The organism is Puia sp. (assembly GCF_036500295.1).
Lineage (GTDB): Bacteria > Bacteroidota > Bacteroidia > Chitinophagales > Chitinophagaceae > Puia.
The window spans coordinates 28,335-48,200 of the sequence record NZ_DASYCH010000130.1; the positions used below are offsets into that span (position 1 = coordinate 28,335).

12 protein-coding genes are annotated in these 19,866 nt (G+C 52.1%); 9 read left to right on the forward strand and 3 right to left on the reverse strand.

The window, feature by feature from the left end; translation table 11 throughout:
* The first annotated feature begins 40 nt into the window (after positions 1-40).
* Entirely contained in the window at positions 41-1,027 is a 987-nt protein-coding gene (locus tag VGM48_RS23860; protein ID WP_331583296.1) for a pyruvate dehydrogenase complex E1 component subunit beta, read from the forward strand.
* A gap of 124 nt (positions 1,028-1,151) precedes the next feature.
* Here VGM48_RS23860 and VGM48_RS23865 read toward each other — a convergent pair whose 3' ends face one another.
* From VGM48_RS23865 to VGM48_RS23875, 3 genes are all read right to left on the reverse strand, one after another.
* Positions 1,152-1,283 (reverse strand): hypothetical protein, encoded by a 132-nt coding sequence (locus tag VGM48_RS23865; RefSeq protein ID WP_331583298.1) that lies wholly within the window; start codon positions 1,281-1,283, stop codon positions 1,152-1,154.
* A gap of 144 nt (positions 1,284-1,427) precedes the next feature.
* Positions 1,428-2,300, reverse strand: a complete 873-nt coding sequence (locus tag VGM48_RS23870; RefSeq protein WP_331583300.1) for a DUF4846 domain-containing protein — start codon at positions 2,298-2,300, stop codon at positions 1,428-1,430.
* 91 nt (positions 2,301-2,391) lie between these two features.
* A complete protein-coding gene (locus VGM48_RS23875) occupies positions 2,392-3,081 on the reverse strand; it encodes a 4'-phosphopantetheinyl transferase family protein (RefSeq protein WP_331583302.1) in 690 nt (229 codons plus the stop codon).
* 79 nt (positions 3,082-3,160) lie between these two features.
* Here VGM48_RS23875 and VGM48_RS23880 point away from each other — a divergent pair, with 79 nt between their 5' ends.
* The 8 genes from VGM48_RS23880 (at position 3,161) to VGM48_RS23915 (ending at position 19,863) form a co-directional block, all read left to right on the forward strand.
* Positions 3,161-4,324, forward strand: a complete 1,164-nt coding sequence (locus VGM48_RS23880) for a sigma-54 dependent transcriptional regulator (protein WP_331583304.1) — start codon at positions 3,161-3,163, stop codon at positions 4,322-4,324.
* A gap of 45 nt (positions 4,325-4,369) precedes the next feature.
* Positions 4,370-5,917 (forward strand): signal peptidase I, encoded by a 1,548-nt coding sequence (lepB, locus tag VGM48_RS23885; RefSeq protein ID WP_331583306.1) that lies wholly within the window; start codon positions 4,370-4,372, stop codon positions 5,915-5,917.
* Positions 5,918-6,170: 253 nt separating this feature from the next.
* Positions 6,171-6,854: a response regulator transcription factor gene (locus VGM48_RS23890; RefSeq protein ID WP_331583308.1), complete on the forward strand. Its 684-nt coding sequence runs from the start codon at positions 6,171-6,173 to the stop codon at positions 6,852-6,854.
* Positions 6,855-7,185: 331 nt separating this feature from the next.
* Positions 7,186-7,692: a UpxY family transcription antiterminator gene (locus tag VGM48_RS23895; protein WP_331583310.1), complete on the forward strand. Its 507-nt coding sequence runs from the start codon at positions 7,186-7,188 to the stop codon at positions 7,690-7,692.
* Between the two features lie 9 nt (positions 7,693-7,701).
* Positions 7,702-15,981 (forward strand): amino acid adenylation domain-containing protein, encoded by an 8,280-nt coding sequence (locus tag VGM48_RS23900; protein ID WP_331583312.1) that lies wholly within the window; start codon positions 7,702-7,704, stop codon positions 15,979-15,981.
* Positions 15,982-15,983: 2 nt separating this feature from the next.
* A complete protein-coding gene (locus VGM48_RS23905; protein WP_331583314.1) occupies positions 15,984-17,393 on the forward strand; it encodes an FAD-binding oxidoreductase in 1,410 nt (469 codons plus the stop codon).
* A 15-nt stretch (positions 17,394-17,408) separates the two neighbouring features.
* Positions 17,409-18,770 carry a PLP-dependent aminotransferase family protein gene (locus tag VGM48_RS23910; RefSeq protein ID WP_331583316.1) on the forward strand — a complete coding sequence of 454 codons (1,362 nt, stop codon included), beginning with the start codon at positions 17,409-17,411 and terminating at the stop codon, positions 18,768-18,770.
* Complete coding sequence (locus VGM48_RS23915; RefSeq protein ID WP_331583318.1) at positions 18,763-19,863, forward strand: VOC family protein; 1,101 nt, start codon at positions 18,763-18,765, stop codon at positions 19,861-19,863. Before VGM48_RS23910 ends, VGM48_RS23915 begins: the two co-directional genes overlap by 8 nt.
* Positions 19,864-19,866 lie beyond the last annotated feature (3 nt).

A 19,866-nucleotide genomic window follows, 5' to 3' on the forward strand; every position in this document is an offset into this window, starting at 1 on the left:
TGACAACCAATAAATTTGCGGCTCGAACAAATCACAAAGAATGAGACAAATTGCTTTTCGGGAGGCTCTGCGCGAGGCTATGAACGAGGAAATGCGGCGCGATGACCGGGTTTTTTTGATGGGTGAAGAAGTGGCGGAATACAATGGCGCCTATAAGGTTAGCCAGGGCATGCTGGACGAGTTTGGTCCCAAGCGCGTGATCGACACACCTATCTCTGAGCTGGGTTTCACCGCAGTAGCGGTCGGGGCTGCCCAAAACGGGCTGCGTCCCGTTGTCGAGTTCATGACCTGGAATTTCGCGGTGCTCGCCCTTGACCAGATACTGAACACCGCTTCCAAGATGCTGGCGATGAGCGGCGGTCAGGTAGGCTGTCCGATCGTTTTCCGCGGACCCAACGGTTCGGCGGGTCAGCTGGGCGCGCAGCACTCGACGGCTTTCGAAAGCTATTATGCGAATATCCCCGGTTTGAAAGTCGTCAGTCCCAGCAACGGGTATGATGCAAAGGGGTTGCTGAAGCAGGCGATCCGGTATGAGGAAGACCCGGTGATCTTCATGGAGAGTGAGGTAATGTATGGCGAGAAGTCCGACGTGCCTGCCGAAGAATATTATATCGAACTGGGCAAGGCCGATATCAAGAAGGCCGGGAAGGATGTGACGATCGTTTCTTATAATAAGATGATGAAGGTGGCGCTGGGCGCCGCGGCCGAATTGGAGAAGGAAGGTATCAGCGCCGAGGTGATCGATCTGCGGTCGATCCGGCCGCTGGATTGGATGACCATCCTCGAGAGTGTGAAGAAAACGAACCGGCTGGTGATCGTGGAAGAACAGTGGCCGTTTGCATCGATCTCCTCGGAGATCACCTACCGGATCCAGAAGGAAGGGTTCGATTACCTGGATGCGCCGATCCGCCGGATCACGTCGGCCGATGCGCCGCTGCACTATGCACCCAACCTGGTCGCCCTTGCGCTGCCGGATGTGGGCAGGACGGTGAAGCTGGTGAAAGAAGTGATGTATCTACAGAAATAACTCCAATAAAAAAGCCCGCCAATCGGCGGGCCCCCGGCAAGCGTTGCTTGCCGGACATTATGATAAAAGAGGCCGCCTACTTTTAAAGATTAGGCGGCCTCTTTTAATTTCTTTTACTTTCTTCTTATTTGATGGCGGCGAGGGCCGTGTTGAACAGCATAAGGAAGCCGTAGACGCAACCAAGCAATACACAACCAAGAATTGTTAACTTGAAAAGGATCTTACCGGTGGCGGGAGCCTCGAGATTCTGATTCATAGGGAAATACGTTTTGGATTATAAAATTGGTTGGTTTTTAATAGTCATTGGATACCCAAAAATACGCCGGAAATCGAGGCGGTGCAAGGGGTTTTTACGGTGAAAAATACGATATCTCCATTTTTGTCCTCTTTCGAAAGCCGGTCACAATCTTGGAATATGCCGGGGCCAGGTTCTTAACTGATTGATTGTGAACGTCCATTCAGGCGTTTCGATCAGGCCTTGGGAGGAGTCGGCTTCGAACCAGGGGCTGAGGCAGGGGCTGTCAGGATTTTTGACGACGTGGATGTCCTGGGCGGGCATATAGCTTTGCGCCAGCAGGTACATGCGGTGCCCCCGCGTGTCTTCCACGACATCTACAACGATCATCGCATGGCCCGGCGCCCCGCCTTTGATCAGGACATCCCCGGGGTCGATCTTTTCGATGGGTTTTGCAGACAGCTGTCTTTCGAGCGTATGTGTTCCGCACCAGGTGAAGAGCGTTGTAAGATAGCCGTCGAAGCAGGAGCGGTCTTCACAGTAATGGCCCGCCGACTGCAGGGTATAGCTGACGAGATGGTTTCCCGTGAGCCGGACGCGTCCACCATTGGCCCATTCCTGAAAATTGAGCCGGTTTCCCTCTTCCGTATAGAAATTGATATCGGTGAATTCGTGCATCGAATAGAGATATTCCGCGCGGAGCCGCATCACGGCATCGGCGCACTGCTGGAGATCGGTATGGCCGACGGAGATATCGAGCACGGCGAATTGGGCGTTCTGGTTGGCCTTGGGCCTGCCGTTGTAGAGATAGACGGTCCGATCCTTTTTCAGCGGCAGATCACGGAGCCACATCGCAAAGGAATGTGGATAGGTCGCCAAACGGTGATACCCGGGCGGCGGCGGGATCGCAGCTACGGTTCCGTAAGGATTTATGCTGTCGGGTGGGGCGGGGTTCCGGGTCTGGGCCTGGTGATCGAATGCCGGTTGGCGGCAGGTGCAGAGCATCGCGGTTAAGGCTATTGCAATGGGAGCTTTCATACCGGCTAAATGCCTGGCGGGAAGAATTCCACATAAAAGGTTTGTTAAAGTCCGGCTACGATATCGGTGATGGTCCAGCTGAATTGTCTGCTCAAAGTTCCGCCGCGATATCGGTGGGGGATATCTCGCGGAACTCGATCCCGGGAATAGGTTCTCCGGAGCTGACGGGCCCAACGTCGCCCGCTTCCGTGGTAAGATGACCCGCATAGCCGGGCAGGTGGGTCAGGGGCCGGAAGGCCCAGGAGGAGCCGTCGATCGCGACCGGTTGGTATTCGGTGACGTCGAGGTCCAGCAGGGGGATCTCCAGGCCGCGGCCATCGGCTTTTATAAGGCTCTCCTTGGCCGTCCAAAACCGGTAGAAGGCGGCAACGGGGTCGGCCGCGCCGCGGATCGCGGTCCATTCGCCCGGCGTGAACTGGGTCTGGAAATCGTCGAAATCAAGCGTCTTGACGATTTCGATATCGACGCCGATGCGGCCGGTTGTGCTCAGCCCGCAGACGACGCGGTTACCGGAATGGGAAATGTTAAAATGCGGGCCATCGGGGAAATAGGGTTTGGCCTGCGGAGTATACAGTAATTGGGAGATTGTGGCGGGGGAACCGGCGGCTTTTAGCGCCAGGCGGAGCAGATGTTTGCCGAGAAGGGTTGCGTGGGCGTCCTGCCAGCGCCGGTAGCGAAGAATTTTGGGTTGCAGGGCGGCAGGTAGCTCGCCGAGCAGCCGGTGAAAGGCCTCATCCGGCAGGGGCCGGAGAAATTCGGTGGCATAGAGATATAGGGCCATCTGGACGGTTTGCGGGTTGTAAGCTATACATTTAATTTGGAATGCAGTTCGTATTTTTGAGCGAAAGCAAAAAACAACTATGTCGAATATTCTGATCATTGACGACGAAAAGGCGATACGTAAGACACTCAGCGAAATCCTCTCCTATGAAGGGTATAAGATCGATGAGGCCGGCGACGGCGAAGAGGGGTTGAAGAAAGTAAAAGAGAAAGAGTACGATGTTATTCTTTGTGATATCAAGATGCCGAAGATCGATGGGATCGAGTTCCTGGAAAAGACGAAAGAGACCCATCCCGATATCCCGATCATTATGATCTCGGGGCATGGGACGATCGAAACGGCGGTGGAGGCGGTGAAGAAGGGTGCTTATGATTATATCTCCAAGCCGCCGGATCTGAACCGGCTGCTGATCACCATTCGCAACGCGATGGATAAGACCACGCTGGTGGCCGAGACCAAGGTGCTGAAGCGGAAGGTCAGCAAGGTGCAGGAGATGGTGGGGGCTTCGACGCCGATCCATAAGATCAAGGAGACCATCGAGAAGGTAGCGCCTACAGAGGCCCGTATCCTGGTCACGGGTGAGAACGGGGTGGGGAAGGAGCTTGTCGCCCGGTGGGTGCATGAGAAGAGCAACCGCGCCAGTGGCGCGCTGGTGGAGGTCAACTGTGCGGCCATCCCGAGTGAGTTGATCGAGAGTGAATTGTTCGGCCATGAGAAAGGCTCCTTCACGTCGGCCGTGAAGCAACGGATCGGCAAGTTCGAGCAGGCCAATGGCGGTACGCTGTTTCTCGATGAGATCGGGGATATGAGCCTCACGGCGCAGGCCAAGGTGTTGCGGGCCCTGCAGGAGGGGAAGATCACCCGGGTCGGCGGCGACAAGGACATCAACGTCGATGTACGCGTGATCGCGGCTACCAATAAAGACCTCCTGAAGGAGGTGGAGGAAAAGAGTTTCCGGCTCGACCTTTATCACCGGCTAAGCGTTATCATCATCCATGTGCCCTCGCTGAACGAGCGCAGCGACGATATCCCGTTGCTGGTGGAGAAATTCCTGGCAGACATCTGCGGGGACTATGGCATCGCGAAGAAAGCGATCGATGAGGAGGCCATCAAGGCCCTGCAACAGCATAATTGGACCGGAAATATCCGGGAATTGCGCAATGTCGTCGAACGCCTGATCATCCTGTCGGGGAAGACGATCGCGCAGAGCGATGTCGAGAGCTATGTATTGCCGAAAAAATAGTGCTTTTTAGCCTATTTTTGCCGGAATTCAAAAAAACTCCAAGGAATGTCATCTCATCAGCTGCTGGTTCTTTTGCTCATCCAGGTCGTTATACTCCTACTCCCTTCCGTCGGTGCGGCCAAATTGTTCGAAAAGGCCGGGGTGCCCGGCTGGAAAGCCTATATCCCGTTTTATAATACCTGGATCATGATGACACTGGCCGAACGCCCAAAACACTGGGTCTTCTGGCAGGTGATCCCGGTGGTGGGCTGGTTCATTTCCCTGGGCATCTATGTGGAGTTTGTAAAGGTCTTCGGAAAGTTCAGGCTTTGGGAGCATGCGATGGCCTCGCTGCTGCCGCTCATCTATTTCCCGATGATCGGCTATGACCCCAAGGTGAAGTTCACGGGAGCCGCGGCGGTGAGAAAACATAAGAAGGGTACGGCCCGGGAATGGGTGGATGCCGGCGTCTTTGCCATCGTAGCCGCCACGCTGATCCGGACCTTTGTATTCGAGGCCTATACCATTCCGACGGGGTCGATGGAGAAGACCCTGCTCGTCAATGATTTCCTTTTTGTCAGCAAATTCAGTTATGGGCCAAGGATCCCGAACACCCCATTGTCTATCCCGTTTGTGCACAATACGCTGCCGGTCACTAACGGCAATTCCTATGTGGAATGGATCAAGATCCCGTACACCCGCTGGTTCCCCAGTCCGGTCAAAAGGGGCGATGTCGTGGTCTTCAATTTTCCCGCAGGGGACACGGTGATCAACAAAGATGAGTATCAGTCGCTGCGACCTTATTACAACGTTGCCCGGGCGGCGGGCGGCGGCAATCTCGACAGCGGCCGGAAGATCATCCTCGGCGATCCCGACCAGTTTCCGCTGGTGATCCGGCCGGTGGACAAACAGGAGAACTATATCAAGCGTTGCACGGCCATCGCCGGCGACACGTTGCAGATCAAAAACCAGGTGCTATATATCAATGGCAAGGCGCAGAACCTACCGCCCGAATCACAGACCAACTACACGGTGACGACAAAGGGACAGCCGCTGGACGAAACCGTGATGGCCGATGAATATGATCTCGATATCAACAATCCTCAGGAAGTGCGGCCGGCAGGTACACCAAACACGTATGATATGCTGCTGACCTGGGCAGCGCATGAGAAGATGCTGAAGAACGGATTGGCACAGAAGATCGTCCCCGATATCGCCGACGTCGATCCGTCGCTGGTCCTCTTTCCTTTCGCACCGGTGAACGGCGTCAACTGGGCGCTGGATAATTATGGTCCGCTGTGGATCCCGGCGAAAGGTGCGACCCTGACCCTGACGGCAGACAACTATCCCATCTATGAACGCGCCATCCGCGTGTATGAACACAATCAATTCGAGATGAGAGACGGCAAGTTCTGGCTCAACGGTGCAGCCGTGACGCAGTATACCTTTAAGATGAACTACTATTGGATGATGGGCGACAATCGCCATGAGTCGCAGGACTCAAGGTTCTGGGGCTTTGTACCCGAAGACCATGTCGTGGGTGAGGCATGGCTCATCTGGATGAGTTGGAATCATGGTGTGAGATGGAAGCGGTTATTCCAGAAAATAAAATAGCTAATATTGTTTAGCTTGATGCTTTCCTACAATTTTTCATTCCAATAACATGATGTTAATCTTCCGGCATTTGGTTTGATAATAGAATTGCAGTATTTTCACATGATTGTCATTTGGACATTTACTCCTTTCTGCAGCTATTGCTCCGTACCGCGAAATTCCTGACTACTGGTTAAGGTTAAGATTGGCTGGCATTTACAATGCTAACCACAGATTGTAGCCTCTATAAGATAAACCTTTCTAATACAACCTTATGCCTATCAATCCTACCAACATCGCAATCGTTGATGACCATGCTCTATTCAGGAAAACATTAAAGAACTATTTGTCCGAGCAAAAAGGAATTAACATCGTCATCGAGGCCGCAGACATGCGCGATTTGTTGAGTCGATTACAAAACACACCTACAGACGTTGTAATAATGGACCTCTTCCTGCCGGGTTTGAATGGGAATGAGGCCGTGAAGACCATGCGAAGCGAGTATCAGGGAGTCAAGATACTGGTCCTGTCCATGAGTCTCGACTTGGACCTGATAAGCGATCTATTGGATTCAGGCATACATGGTTACATCTCGAAATCGGATGAGCCGGAAAACCTTGTCCAGGCCATACGCACCGTTTCCGAGAACCAGCTCTATCACAACAAGATATTTACCGAAGCATTATACTGGAACAAGCAAAACAACATACGATCCCATGCAGAGAACCCGCTGGCTCCTCTCAATGAACGGGAGAAAAAGATCCTCCAATTGATCTGGGAAGAAAAAAGCAATAAAGAGATCGCCGATGATCTTTTCTTAGGCATACGATCCGTTGAAAAAATAAGACAGGATATCAAAGAAAAGATCGGCGCAAAATCGACGATCGGCTTGTTGAAATATGCCATAGAAAAAAGGATCATTGGCATTGGTTCGCGAAGCCCGGGTCTTATCCGATGATGACGATCGCGCCCTCCGCTTAATTTCATTTCGTAAAAACCGAAACCAGAAATGGCATCACTACTAACAATTGTTCAATTTTTTAAGATTAATTTGTTCCCGCAATAAAAAATTCCAATCCTTAGAAAAGTATTCCTGGTAAGATCCGGTCAAGCCACCGGAGGATTGCATATTTACCGACATCAGGAGCCCATTTACTCTAAACAATATTTCTTCTCCTTTCCATACCTGCAATGTTACTTGCTGTAGCGATAGCTTTTTAGTTTCGATAAGGCTACATGTTTTTGCTTATTGCTGCAAAGAGGCGCTTTTTCCCCAAATAATTTCCAATATGAGCAACTTTTTCCAAGGGTGGTATCTAATCTATACCCGGCCGCGTCATGAGAGAAAGGTATTTGCGCAGTTGACTGAAATGAAAGTGCGTTCTTTCCTGCCGACAACAAAAAAGTTGAGGATCTGGCACGACCGGAAAAAGTTTATCGAGGAGCCTCTTTTCCCCTCCTATGTTTTCGTTTACCTCCAGGACAGATATAATTACCAGGAGAGCATTGATGCAGACGGCTTTTTATACTTTGTCAAAACCGGAAAGGAGATAGCCAGGGTACCCGAATCCGTGATCTCGAACATTGAATTACTGTCGAAGGATGGAAGTGAGATCGAGGTCTCTACCGCTTCTTTTCTTCCGGGGCAAAAACTCGTCATCAACCAGGGCGCGCTGACAGGACTCTCCTGTGAAGTGGTGCAATTCAACGGTAAACAGAAATTGCTGGTACGGGTCGATCTTCTGCAGCGGAATCTACTGGTCACCCTGCCGGTCGATCATTTAATGGCCATATAAAACATTGAAATGAACCTGGTTTCATCCCTATTGAAGGCGGCTTCGGACGGCAAGTCCGGGATAACCTTTGTGCAGGCGACGGGGTCTGAGGAACGAATATCGTATAGCGATCTATACCAAACATCCCTTCGGGTCCTGCATGCGTTGCAACAGAAAGGTGTTGGTACCGGGGACGAACTGGTTATCCAGGTAGACGAAGACAAATGGCTTCTCTGCCTTTTTTGGGCCTGTCTGCTCGGCGGGATCAGAGCGGTTCCCATATCACCCGGCCAGCAGGCAGAGCAGCGGAAAAGACTTTTTAGCGTTTGGAGATATCTTGACCGGCCCTTCTTAGTGTGCGATGAAAAGCAATTCGAACGCGTCTCGGCTAACCGCCAGGATGCCGATGCGGTAAAGGCGGCCGGGATCGGCAGAGATAAGATCATTCTGCTGACGGAGCTGTTCGGCGGTGACCGCGAAGGGAAATGTGAACCCGTTGCCGATGCCGATCTCGCTTATATCCAGTTCTCGTCGGGGTCTACCGGTGATCCGAAAGGAGTGATGCTGACGCATGACAGTCTCTCCTGTAATGTTGAAGATATCCTGACGAGCCTGAAAATAACCGGTAACGATGTATTATTAAGCTGGATGCCGCTGACGCATGACATGGGGATCATCGGTTTCCATCTGTGCGGGGTAGTTAAAAATATCGATGCGGTGAGCATCCCCACCCAAAGTTTTATCCGGCGGCCTTTGCTCTGGATGGATAAGGTAGCCGAACATCGGGCCAGTGTTTTATATTCGCCCAACTTCGGACTGCACTATTTTCTGTCCGCACTCCGGAAAAAAGAGGCGGCCGGCTGGGATCTGTCCTGTATCCGCATCCTTGTGAACGGCGCCGAACCGATCTCCATACAACTGTGCGAGCAGTTTGCCTCAGCCCTGGAAAAATACGGTATGCGCACCCATCCGTTCGTCGCCGCGTATGGTCTTGCGGAGGCTTGTGTCGAGGTGTCGGCCATGCCGCCGGGTACGTCGATCCGTTCCTATCCCTTGCGCAGGGAATTTCTTAATCCCGGCCAGCAGATCCGGATTACCGATGTAGGTGACCCGGCTGCGGCCATTTTTGCCGACGTGGGTTATCCGGTTGACTCCTGTCAGATCAGGATCAGTGACGACCGGGATATGGCTTTGCCGGAAGATACCGTCGGTCATATCCAGATCAGGGGCAGGAATGTAACGGGCGGCTATTACAACCATCCTTCGGCAACCCTAGCCTTGTTCACCGAGGACGACTGGCTCCGAACCGGTGATCTTGGGTTTATGCGGGAGGGCAGGCTTGTCATAACCGGAAGACAAAAGAATATTATTCTCGTCAACGGCCAGAACTATTATCCGCAGGATATCGAGCGGGTAATAATCGAAGCCGGCAAAGCAGAGTTAGGAAAGGTGGTGGCTTGCGGAACGGATACGCTCCGCGGGGACGAAGGCGATCTGATCCTCTTTTGTCTTTATAAGGGCAGCCAGGAGGAATTCGCACCCGTTGCGCGGGAGATCAGGGAATCGGTACTTGCCAGCACAGGCCTTTATGCGGGAGCGATCGTGCCGGTGAAAAAGATACCAAAAACGACCAGTGGGAAGATCCAGCATTTCCTGCTCCTTGAACAATATAGAAACGGCGAGGTGGGCGCCTCCGGGATGGGGGAGCGAAAGCTGGCAGACCAGTCCGGAGCGACCATTCTGCCCGAAGCCATTCCGGAAAAGCTGCTGGAGATCGGCCAGGCCTTATTGGGGCGCCGGGACCTCGATCTTCAAACGGATCTTTTTGAAGCGGGAATGAATAGTCTTACGGCGATTCGACTGGCGGGAAGGATACAACAGGAAACCGGGTTTAAAACCGGCATCGAAGACATCTTCCGGCACAGTACCATCGATGGAATAGGCCGGTTCCTTCTGACGGCGAAGAAAGAAGAATCCCTGCCTTCCTTTCAACGGACAGCTCCCGCAGACCATGCAGAACTCTCGGCAGCACAAAAACGGATCTGGACCGAGCAACAATTTGACAAAGACTCGGTGGCTTATAACATCCCCGTTATGTTCAAACTAAGGGGAGTATTCGATGCTGGTAAGCTGGAAGCATCCGTAAAAGGGCTCATCCAGAAATATGAACTGCTCCGGACGTCCTTTTATTTGCAGGAAGACACCCCCATGCAGAGAATCCATCCTTATACGGAGGCCCTTTTTTCGATGGGCTACGATGATCTCCGGCAGTTGACAAACAGGCTTGAAAAAGGCATGGATATCTGTAAAAAGGCGGCTAATATCCCCTTTGCCCTGGACCGGCCCTGCCAACTCCGGCTACGGGCGATCCGGGTAAGTGAGAACGAGTACTACCTTGTGTTGACCATTCATCATATCCTGGCGGATGGCTGGTCCATGGCCAGATTACTGCAGGAACTATGTTCTTTATATAACACGACTGCACAGCAGCAGGCAGCGGAAGAACCTCCGGTTCAATTTCGGGATTATGTGTATTGGCAAAGCGAAATGCTCCTTCATCCCAAAATGGCGGAAGATATCGGCTATTGGACCGAAGAGTTGCGCGGATTACCGGGACCGGCAGATCTCTCGAATCGCAGGAAACCACCGGTAAGGGAAGTAGCCTTTCCCGTGAACCGGTACGATCGTTTCCTGCCAATGGAGGACCTTGTCTTATTAAGAGGTCTTGCAGCCACCTTCGATACAACACCGTTCGGTATCCTGATGAGCCTGTTGAATGTGCTTATCTACCGGTATACGGATCAAAAAGACCTTGTCCTGGCTTTTGATACGGCAGGCCGTTTACCGGGAAGAATGGAGGAATTGATCGGTTATACACTGAATACCTTATTTCTTCGCACGACCGTCAGCGGAGAGATCGCTTTTGCCGAAGTAGTAACGACCGTCAGGGAAAAGTTGCTGGCGGCAATCGATCATCAATGGTATCCGTTTGAAAAGATGTTGGAGAACAAGGAGATCAATGGTACCCGGACAGAGGGATCGCTTTTTACATTATTGGTTCTTTACCAGAATTTTTATGAGAAGGACTTTGAACTGGAGCTGACCGGATGTGAAATAGCACAGGAACCCCTGTTTGTAATAGACGGCTTTACCGATCTGCAGCTGGAATTCAATGAAAAAAAGGAAGGTCTGCAACTATCCATACAATACAGGGACACTCTTTTCAATGGCGGCGAGATGCAGCAGCTGGCCGACCACCTTCAAAATCTACTGCATGCCGTCGCGGCCGATAGCACCGCAAAAATAAGCAGCTACAATTTGCTTACCGACATGGAGCGGAAATTCCTGCAACCAGCCGTTGAAAACAATCCCGATCAGCGGTCACCCAAGATCCCTATCCATGCGCTTTTTGAACGGCGGGCGGCCAATTTCCCCGATGCCCTCGCCGTCTGCGCCGGAAATACAAGGCTTTCCTATCGCGAGCTTAATAACAGGGCCAATGGGGTAGCGCATTTTTTGAAAAGCCGCTACTCGATACGACCCGAGGACAGAATAGGTTTTCTGGTCGCCCGCAACGAGAACATCGTCATCGCCATGCTGGCGATCCTGAAGACCAGCGCGGCTTACGTAGCGCTGGACCCCGATCTGCCCCCGGGGCGCTGCGAGCAAATCGTAGCCGATAGCGGATTAAAGGTCGTGCTTACCGACAACAGCTTCTTTAGCACCTTGACGGAGACCTTCGGACCCGATCTTCCCGTAGATATGGACGATCCGGATCTCTATGCCACTCCGGCGGCCGACCTGCTGAATGAGGGAACAATGGACAGTCTTGCCTATATCATCTATACTTCTGGATCGACGGGAAGACCCAAGGGGGTGATGATCGAACACCGGTCTTTATCGGAGTATGTCCGCTATTTTATTGATTATTTCGAAATAGACAGCACCGATGTCTTTATACAGCAGGCGTCGGTGGGATTCGATACGATTATCGAAGAGGTATTCCCCGCGTTGTGTAGTTCGGGAAGGATCGTGATCGCGGAGAAAGGCGGCCGGGACATCGAGGAACTGCTTTCTCTGATCTTCCGCAACAACGTTACCGTACTTTCCACCACTCCTACGGTACTCAAGGAGATAAACAGCCAGGTCGACAGTCGCCTGGCTTCCCTGCGCCTGGTCATCAGCGGTGGAGAGGCGCTGCATCCGGCCCATATCAATAACATTCTGGACAACGTAGAGATCTTCAATACCTATGGTCCCTGCGAAGCAACCGTTTGCGCCACCTACAAAAGGATAAACTCCCTCCCGGATGCGTTGCTGATCGGCAATCCCATCTGTCATCACCGGATTTATATCCTGGACGAGAACAGGCAACTATTGCCCTGGGGACGCCGCGGAGAGATCTATATCGAAGGCGGTTTAGCCAGAGGCTATCTGAATCTCCCCGGTCTGACCGAAGAAAAATTCGTTGTCAGTCCTTTCGATCCCGGCAAAAGGTTATTCCGGACGGGAGACGGAGGTCGTTTTACCGCAACCGGGGAGATCGAATTCCTCGGACGAACTGATCATCAGTTCAAGATAAGAGGTTACCGGATAGAGCCCGAAGAGATAGAGTATGTGATCAGCAGACATCCCCGGGTAATTATGTCGGTCGTTGTTCCGGGAATCAACGGTCAGCAACTCTTTGCCTATCTTACCGTCGAGAAGGATTTCTCTACGGATGACCTGCGAATAGCTATAAGCCGCGATTTGCCTTCCTATATGATCCCTGCCAGATTCGAGATCATCGATCGAATGCCGCTGACAACGACGGGGAAGATCGACAGGATGGGTCTGCAGGACCGGGCGGCCAGGGTCGAAGGGTCGGTTCCCGTTCTCGCCGCTGCGGTCAGTCCGTTACAGGAGCTTCTCCTGGACATTATAAAGCAGGTATTATCCATTGAAAAAATGGGGATAACCGATAACTTCTTCGAAGCAGGCTGCAATTCGATCAAGGCGACCCGGATCATCGGGCTTATCCATAAAGAGCTACATTACCGGATCGGCATCAGGGAAATGTTTGTTTATCCCACTGTCGCGTTGCTGGCCGACAGGCTGACCGATCTCAATAAAAGGAGCTATCAGCAACTGCCGGCGATCGGGCGGGCGGCGACGTATGAACTGTCGCCTTCGCAAAAAAGACTGTGGCTTCTGAGCCGGATAGACAAACGCTCTTTTGCCTGCAATGAAGGAGAAATTTACGAAATAGAAGGGGAGATCGATGCAGAGAAGGTCAGGATGGCTTTTAAACTGCTCGTAAACAGGCACGAGATACTTCGCACGGTCTTCCGGGAGGTGGATGACCTTCCTCGCCAGGTTATCCTGGACAGCAGGCCCGATCTTCCAGGCTTTTGCTATACCGATCTTGCCGGGCGGACCGATGCGCAAAGCCGTGCGGAAGAGATGCTATTCGAAGAGGCAAGATGCGTTTTCGATCTTGAGCAAGGTCCTTTATACCGGATCCTGCTGCTCCGGGTCGCTCCGGGGAGGTGTCTTGCAGCTGTCATTATGCATCATATCATCACCGATGACTGGTCTGCCCGTTTGTTGATAAATGAGTTTCTACGGACCTATGAAGCCATTGATAAAGGATCGCCGATCCTGACCGGGCCGCCAAAGCTCCAGTATAAAGACTATGCCGGCTGGATGAATGCCCAGTTGCGAAGAAACGGTACGGACAAAGAGGGCGAATATTGGAACAGGCTTTTCGCCGACGGCATCCCTGTACTCGATCTTTCGCCGGACTATACCCGGCCGGCGGTAAAGTCCTATGAAGGGAGTACGCTGCATGCCGCTTTTGGTGAGGTTCTGCTGCCGCTGTTGGAAAACTTTTCGCAGGAAGGAAATGCCAGTCTGTTCATGACCTTGTTATGTGGGCTCACCGTGCTGCTTTCCAAACATTCCGGCCAGTCCGATCTGGTAATAGGATCGCCTGTGGCCGGCCGGGAACATCCCGATCTGGACAACATGCTGGGGTTCTTTGTCAATTTAGTGCCGTTCCGGATGCGTTTCGACCCTAAAGACCGGTTGTCGACCCTGTTACAAAGGACAAGGCAGGTCTGTCTGGACGCCTATGAGCATCAGGCCTATCCCTTTGATCAATTGATCAGGGACCTTGCTGTGTCCCGTGACCTGAGCAGGTCTCCCGTCTTCGACGTCTTGCTGAACCTGCGCGACCGGAGTAAAAGCGAAGTAAGATCCGACACCAACGGGATCCGCTTTAATCAACGAAACAGGGTAGCGGTCGGCTCCAAATATGATCTCTCCTTTTATTTCGAGCGCCAGGAAAATACGCTGACCCTGTCAGTGGAATACGACCATCATCTTTTCTCCGCAGACCGGATCCACCGGATGATCGCGCATTACAAAAATATCCTGACGGCCATGACCGCCGACGTCCTTATAGAAGACCTGGATTACCTGACGGCGGCTGAAAAAAAGCAGCTGCCGGTTCATACTCTGCCTTCCAGGGTGAGCGTTCCCGACACCGGTATTCCCGAGCTGTTTCACCGCCGGGCCGCCGAAATGGCGAATAAATGCTGTATCCGCTGTGAGGAGCGGTCCCTTTCGTATCAGGAAGTCGACGAGCAGGCAGAAAGACTGGCTTGTCTTCTTGCAGAGGAATACGGAATAAAGGAAAACGATACCGTCGGGCTTTTGCTGGACCGCTCCGAGAAAGTCGTCATCGCCATCCTGGCAGTCTGGAAGGCAGGCGCCCACTACGTTCCTATCGATTTGGATGCACCCGTCAACCGGATGGCCTTTATCATCCGGGATGCCGGGGTGAAGATCGTTCTTACGGACATCGGTAATCTGGCTCTATGCGAGCAGGCCGGCAAGCTCGGTTCTTTTCCGGTGGCAGTCGTGGATCTGGCCGGCAAGCCTGGCGAGTTTATCCGGCCCTCCGGCCGAGACTCTGCCGGTGTGCAGATAGCGTATGTTATGTACACCTCCGGGTCAACCGGCGAGCCGAAAGCCGTAGAGGTTTATCATCATTCCATCTTAAATGTCTTATACTGTCTGAAGGAGCAGCCAGGTTTTGATCACCGGGACAGGATGCTTTCCGTCAGCACCTCGCTGTTCGATATCTCTGTCACCGAATTCTTTCTCCCGCTGGTCACGGGCGGGGAACTGGTCATTGCAACCAAAGAGGAAGTGATGGATACGCGGAAGCTGACGGCGCTTATCGACGGCTGCCGGCCAACCTATATGCAGGCTACGCCGGCCTTGTGGAATGCGCTGGCAGATGCAGACTGGCAGGGCCATACCGGCTTAAAAGCCATCACCTGTGGCGAAGCACTGACGGAGCAACTGGCTACGAAGCTTCTGTCCCGAACAGGTCAGCTCTGGAACCTGTACGGGCCCACGGAAGCGACTATTTTTGCCACCGGTAAGCGGATACTGGCGGCCAATGAACGAATCAGTATCGGCTATCCGCTTGCCAACACCACGCTCTATATTACCGACGAGGCCAAAAAACTGGTGCCGTCAGGCGTGTATGGAGAGATTCATATCGGCGGGAGAGGAGTAGCGAAAGGATATCTGAACCGCCCGGAACTAACCCAACAACGATTTATCGAGGACCTGCCTGTTTTCCCCGAACGGGTCTATGCCTCAGGAGATATAGGCCGATGGCTGCCTGACGGCACTGTCGAATACCGGGGTCGGCGTGACCACCAGGTAAAGATCAGGGGATACCGGATAGAGATTGGGGAAGTAGAGAGTTGCGTGCGAAAATACGCGGCGCTACGGTCGGCGGCGGTAATCGTTCACGAAGGCGGGAAAAAAGATAAAAAAATGGTCTTGTTTGCCGTTGATTCCGGTGATCATCCCGCTACTGAAGAAGGACTCCGGAAACATTTGCAGGAACGGCTGCCGGGGTATATGATCCCTTCCCTGTTCATTTGGCTTGACGAGATGCCATTGACCACAAGCGGAAAGATCGACCGGAAGGCCCTGGCAGAGAAAGACCTTTCCCTGTTGGTTGCCGCGGATAAAAAAGAGATCGTCCCGGCAGCGACAAGCGCAGAAAAATTATTGTTGGCCATCTGGCAGGACCTCCTGGAGAGAAAAGACATCAGCATCAACGACAATTTCTTTGACCTGGGAGGTCATTCCCTCAGCGCCAATCAATTGGTGAACAGGATCGGCCGGCAGACCGGAATAGAAATGGGGTTAGCCGATATCTTCAATTTTCCGACGGTGAGAGCGATGGGCGGTATCCTCACGAAACTGGAGAATGACAAATACGATTATGTCGAATTAGTCTGATCATGACGAGTATTCAATCCGACGCCCGGCTGCAACAGGTTATCGGTCTGCTGGAGACTGTTTGCGGTTGCTCTTATGTGATCACCGGTGAGGAAGACTTACGTGCCTATGGCAGCGATGAGACGCAGGATCTGTATTTCCCGTTCGATATATTGGTAAAGCCTGCCGATGAAAAGGAGATTGGCGAACTGCTCAGGATTTGTAACCGGTATCGAATACCCGTCACCCCCCGGGGGGGCGGCAGCGGAGTGACGGGTGGAGCATTACCCGTGCAGAAAGGGGTGGTCTTGTCGACGGAGCGACTGAATAAGATCATCACAATAAATGAAACGGACCGATATGTCATCGCCGAGTGCGGGGTGATCACCCAGGAGCTTTGCGAGGCCGTCGAAGAAAAGGGACTTTTTTTCCCAGTTGCACCTACCAGCCGCGCTTTTTCCTTTGTTGGCGGAAACGTAGCCGAAAATGCCGGGAGTATGTACTCCTGTAAGTATGGTACCACGTCCCGGTATGTAATCAATCTGCAGGTAGTATTACCGAACGGCGAGATCTTCTGGACCGGCGCCAATGTCGAAAAAAATGCCACGGGTCTTGATCTGACCCGGCTTTTCGTCGGAAGCGAAGGGCTTTTAGGCGTCATCACCAAGGTGGTTTTCAGATTATTGCCGAAGCCGCGTGTTTCTGCCCTGATGCTTACAGGATTTGACGATCTCGCCATGGCCTGCGAAGCCGTGATCGCTATCAGGAGATCGGGGCTTTCGCCGGCTGCCGCGGAATTGATCGGACACTCTGCATTGCAACTCACCAGGGCCTATCTAAAAGAGTCCTTCCCTTTAACAGCCGACAGGATCAAAGCGCATTTACTGATTGAATTGAACGCCGCCGATGAGAACCGGTTGGCTTTCGAAACGGAGACAGTCGCACAACTCCTCGGAGAATATACCCAGGACGAGATTTTCCTGGGAAGCAGCTCGCCGGAAAAGGAAAGACTGTGGATGATAAGACGAAATATCGGCAACGCCTTGAAAAGTGAAAACAGGTTATATAGGGATATCGACGTCTGCATCCCTTTGTCCTTTGTATACAGATATATCAGCGGGGTAGAGGAGATCTGTAAAAGGGAGGGAGTGGCGGTGGCCTGTTTTGGCCATGTACTGGATGGCAATTTGCATACGATGCTGCATTGGGAGAAAGCGAGCTTTCCAGGCGAAGACCATTTTGCTGCCGTCCTGCACGAAATATATGATTTTGCGATCTCCAATGGGGGAGTGATCTCGGGTGAACATGGCATCGGCTATCTGCAAAAAGAATTCATGCCCCTGCAATTCCCAGCTTCTTCGCTGAGATTAATGAAAGAGATCAAGACCGTCTTTGACCCGGAAGGGATCATGAACCCTGGGAAAGTCCTTTGAACAATTATTCCGACTATGGATAAGATCATTTATGCTAAACAACCGGTCGTCACGCATCCCGGAACGATGGAGAATTATCTGCTGAATACCCAGTTGGGAAAGGGGTATAACAATGTGATAGGATTTCTCAATGACGTGCAATACCGGTTCCCGGGCGCGATTTCCTTTGCAGCCGGTCAGCCCGATGAAACGTTTTTCGATCTTGAGGAACAGATAAAAAAGATCGACGTCTTCGCCGGTTACCTGATGAAAAAGACGGGAAAGACAAGGGCAGCCGCTTTCAACGCCATTGGCCAGTATAACAAGACAAAAGGCATCGTAAACGAAATAATCCGGGAATACCTGATAAAAGACGTGGATATCGATGTTCCGGAAGAAAGCATTTTACTGACGGTGGGAGCCCAGGAAGCCTTTGCCGTGGTGGTCACGACCCTGTGCAACAGGGAGACCGATGTCGTTTTGACGGAGGACCCCGGCTTCATCGGGCTCAGCTCTTTTGCAAAAGCATTCGGGTTTGAACTGGCGGGTGTGCCCGTCGATAAGGATGGCCTTGTCCTGGAAGAACTGGAAAATGTCCTCGACAGGATCGGCGCAGCCAGGAAGAAAGCAAAAGTATTGTATGTGATACCGGACTATCAGAATCCCACGGGGGCCTGTATGCCTGTAGAAAACCGGCTCGAACTGATCCGCCTGGCAGAGAAACATAATTTCCTGATCGTCGAGGATAGCGTTTATAACTCTTTTGGGTACTCCACCGTAAAAAATCCCACGTTAAAAGCTCTGGACAGCCGTGGGCGGGTCATCTATATCGGCTCCTTTTCCAAATCGCTGTTCCCCGGGCTAAGGATCGGACTGATTGTAGCGGATCAGCGGATCAGAACGGCTTCCGGCGACAGTGTTTCGCTGGCCGATGAAATGGCCAAGGTGAAGGGGCTGCTGTCCCTGAACACCCCTACGATCAACCAGGCGATCCTGGCGGGGATCCTGCTCGATCTCGATTGCACGCTGAAGGACTTCAATGCCGCCAAGGTTTCGAGATACCGGGAAAAGCGGGATCAGATGGTGATGGCCATCGATCAGAATATAATGGCCTACCGATCGGATTGGTCGCGGGATATCAGATGGAATATCCCCGAAGGGGGATTTTTCGTCAAAATGCAGATCCCTTTTATCATCGACAATGCAAGCGTAGTAGAGTGTGCCTCCAGGTTCGGGATCATCATCTGTCCCATGCGTTATTTCCACCTGGAAGCGGGCGGAGAATATGAAATAAGGCTGGCTTTTTCGAATCTGTCGACAGCCGACATCCTGGTTGGGATAAAGCAACTGGCCGCTTACTTAAAAGAAAGAATCAAAAAATCAAACTACCATGAATAATGATCTTTTTAAAGAATATCTACTCGATTATGTAGAGATATATACGCCCATGGCGAAGGCCCTGGCTTATTGGCATACCCAGGCGCTGGGATTTACCCTTGTCGCCACCTCCGGCGGAGAAATGGAAAAGCAGAATATCTCGTCGTACGTCCTTGTCAGCGGGTGGATAAGACTTGTCCTTACCTCCACCTATCCGACCCTCCGGCCGGCGGCTAACCCGGAGATTGCTTCCTTCCTGGCTCGGAACTACAGCGGGATCAAGCGGATAGCCCTCAGAGCGGACTCCGTCGGCGACCTTTTTGAAAAAAGCGTGGCCAACGGCGCTATTCCGACGAAACTGCCCCTTGTCACCGAGGATGAATCAGGGTCTTTCGAAGAAGCCTCCATCAAACTTTTCGACGATTGCGAGATCAGTTTTACCGACCGGTCGTCTTATCAGGGAATATTCAAGCCGGGCTACAAAGTGGCCAGGGGGCATGGTCTGCAAAAAAGCCTGTTATTCTCCGTCGATCATATAGCCACCCATACCCGGATAAACGAGATCGCCTATTGGACAAAATATCTTTCAAACACCATCGGCATCGATCTTGTGCAAAGCATTCCGAAAAGCGATGAGAACCGGACTGGCATGATCCTTAATATCAGCCAGTCCTTCGACAGGAAACTGACAGTTGTAATGGCGGAGCCCGAAACCTATAAGCGTAAATCCAATGTTCAGCAGGACCTGGAGATCTTCGGGCCAGGTATTCATCATCTGGCTTTTGCCACGAGTGATCTTCCGGAAACAATCAGGATCCTGAACGAGAGGAATGTCGAATTCATGGATGTTCCTGATTCCTATTATGAGCTGTTACGGAAGAACGAGGATTTCGAGGATGTCGATCTGGATACCTTGCAGCGTTGGGGGATCATTATCGACAAAGAAGAGGACAGCTATCTGCTGCAGAAGTTTATGAAACCGATAAGCGATAGATCGTATTTCTTCTACGAGCTGGTACAACGGGTAAACGGATACGATGGGTTTGCCTTAAAGAACATCACGATGCTCAGAAAGGCGGCCGAGATGGAAATGGCGAAGTCCGAACGCGTATAAATC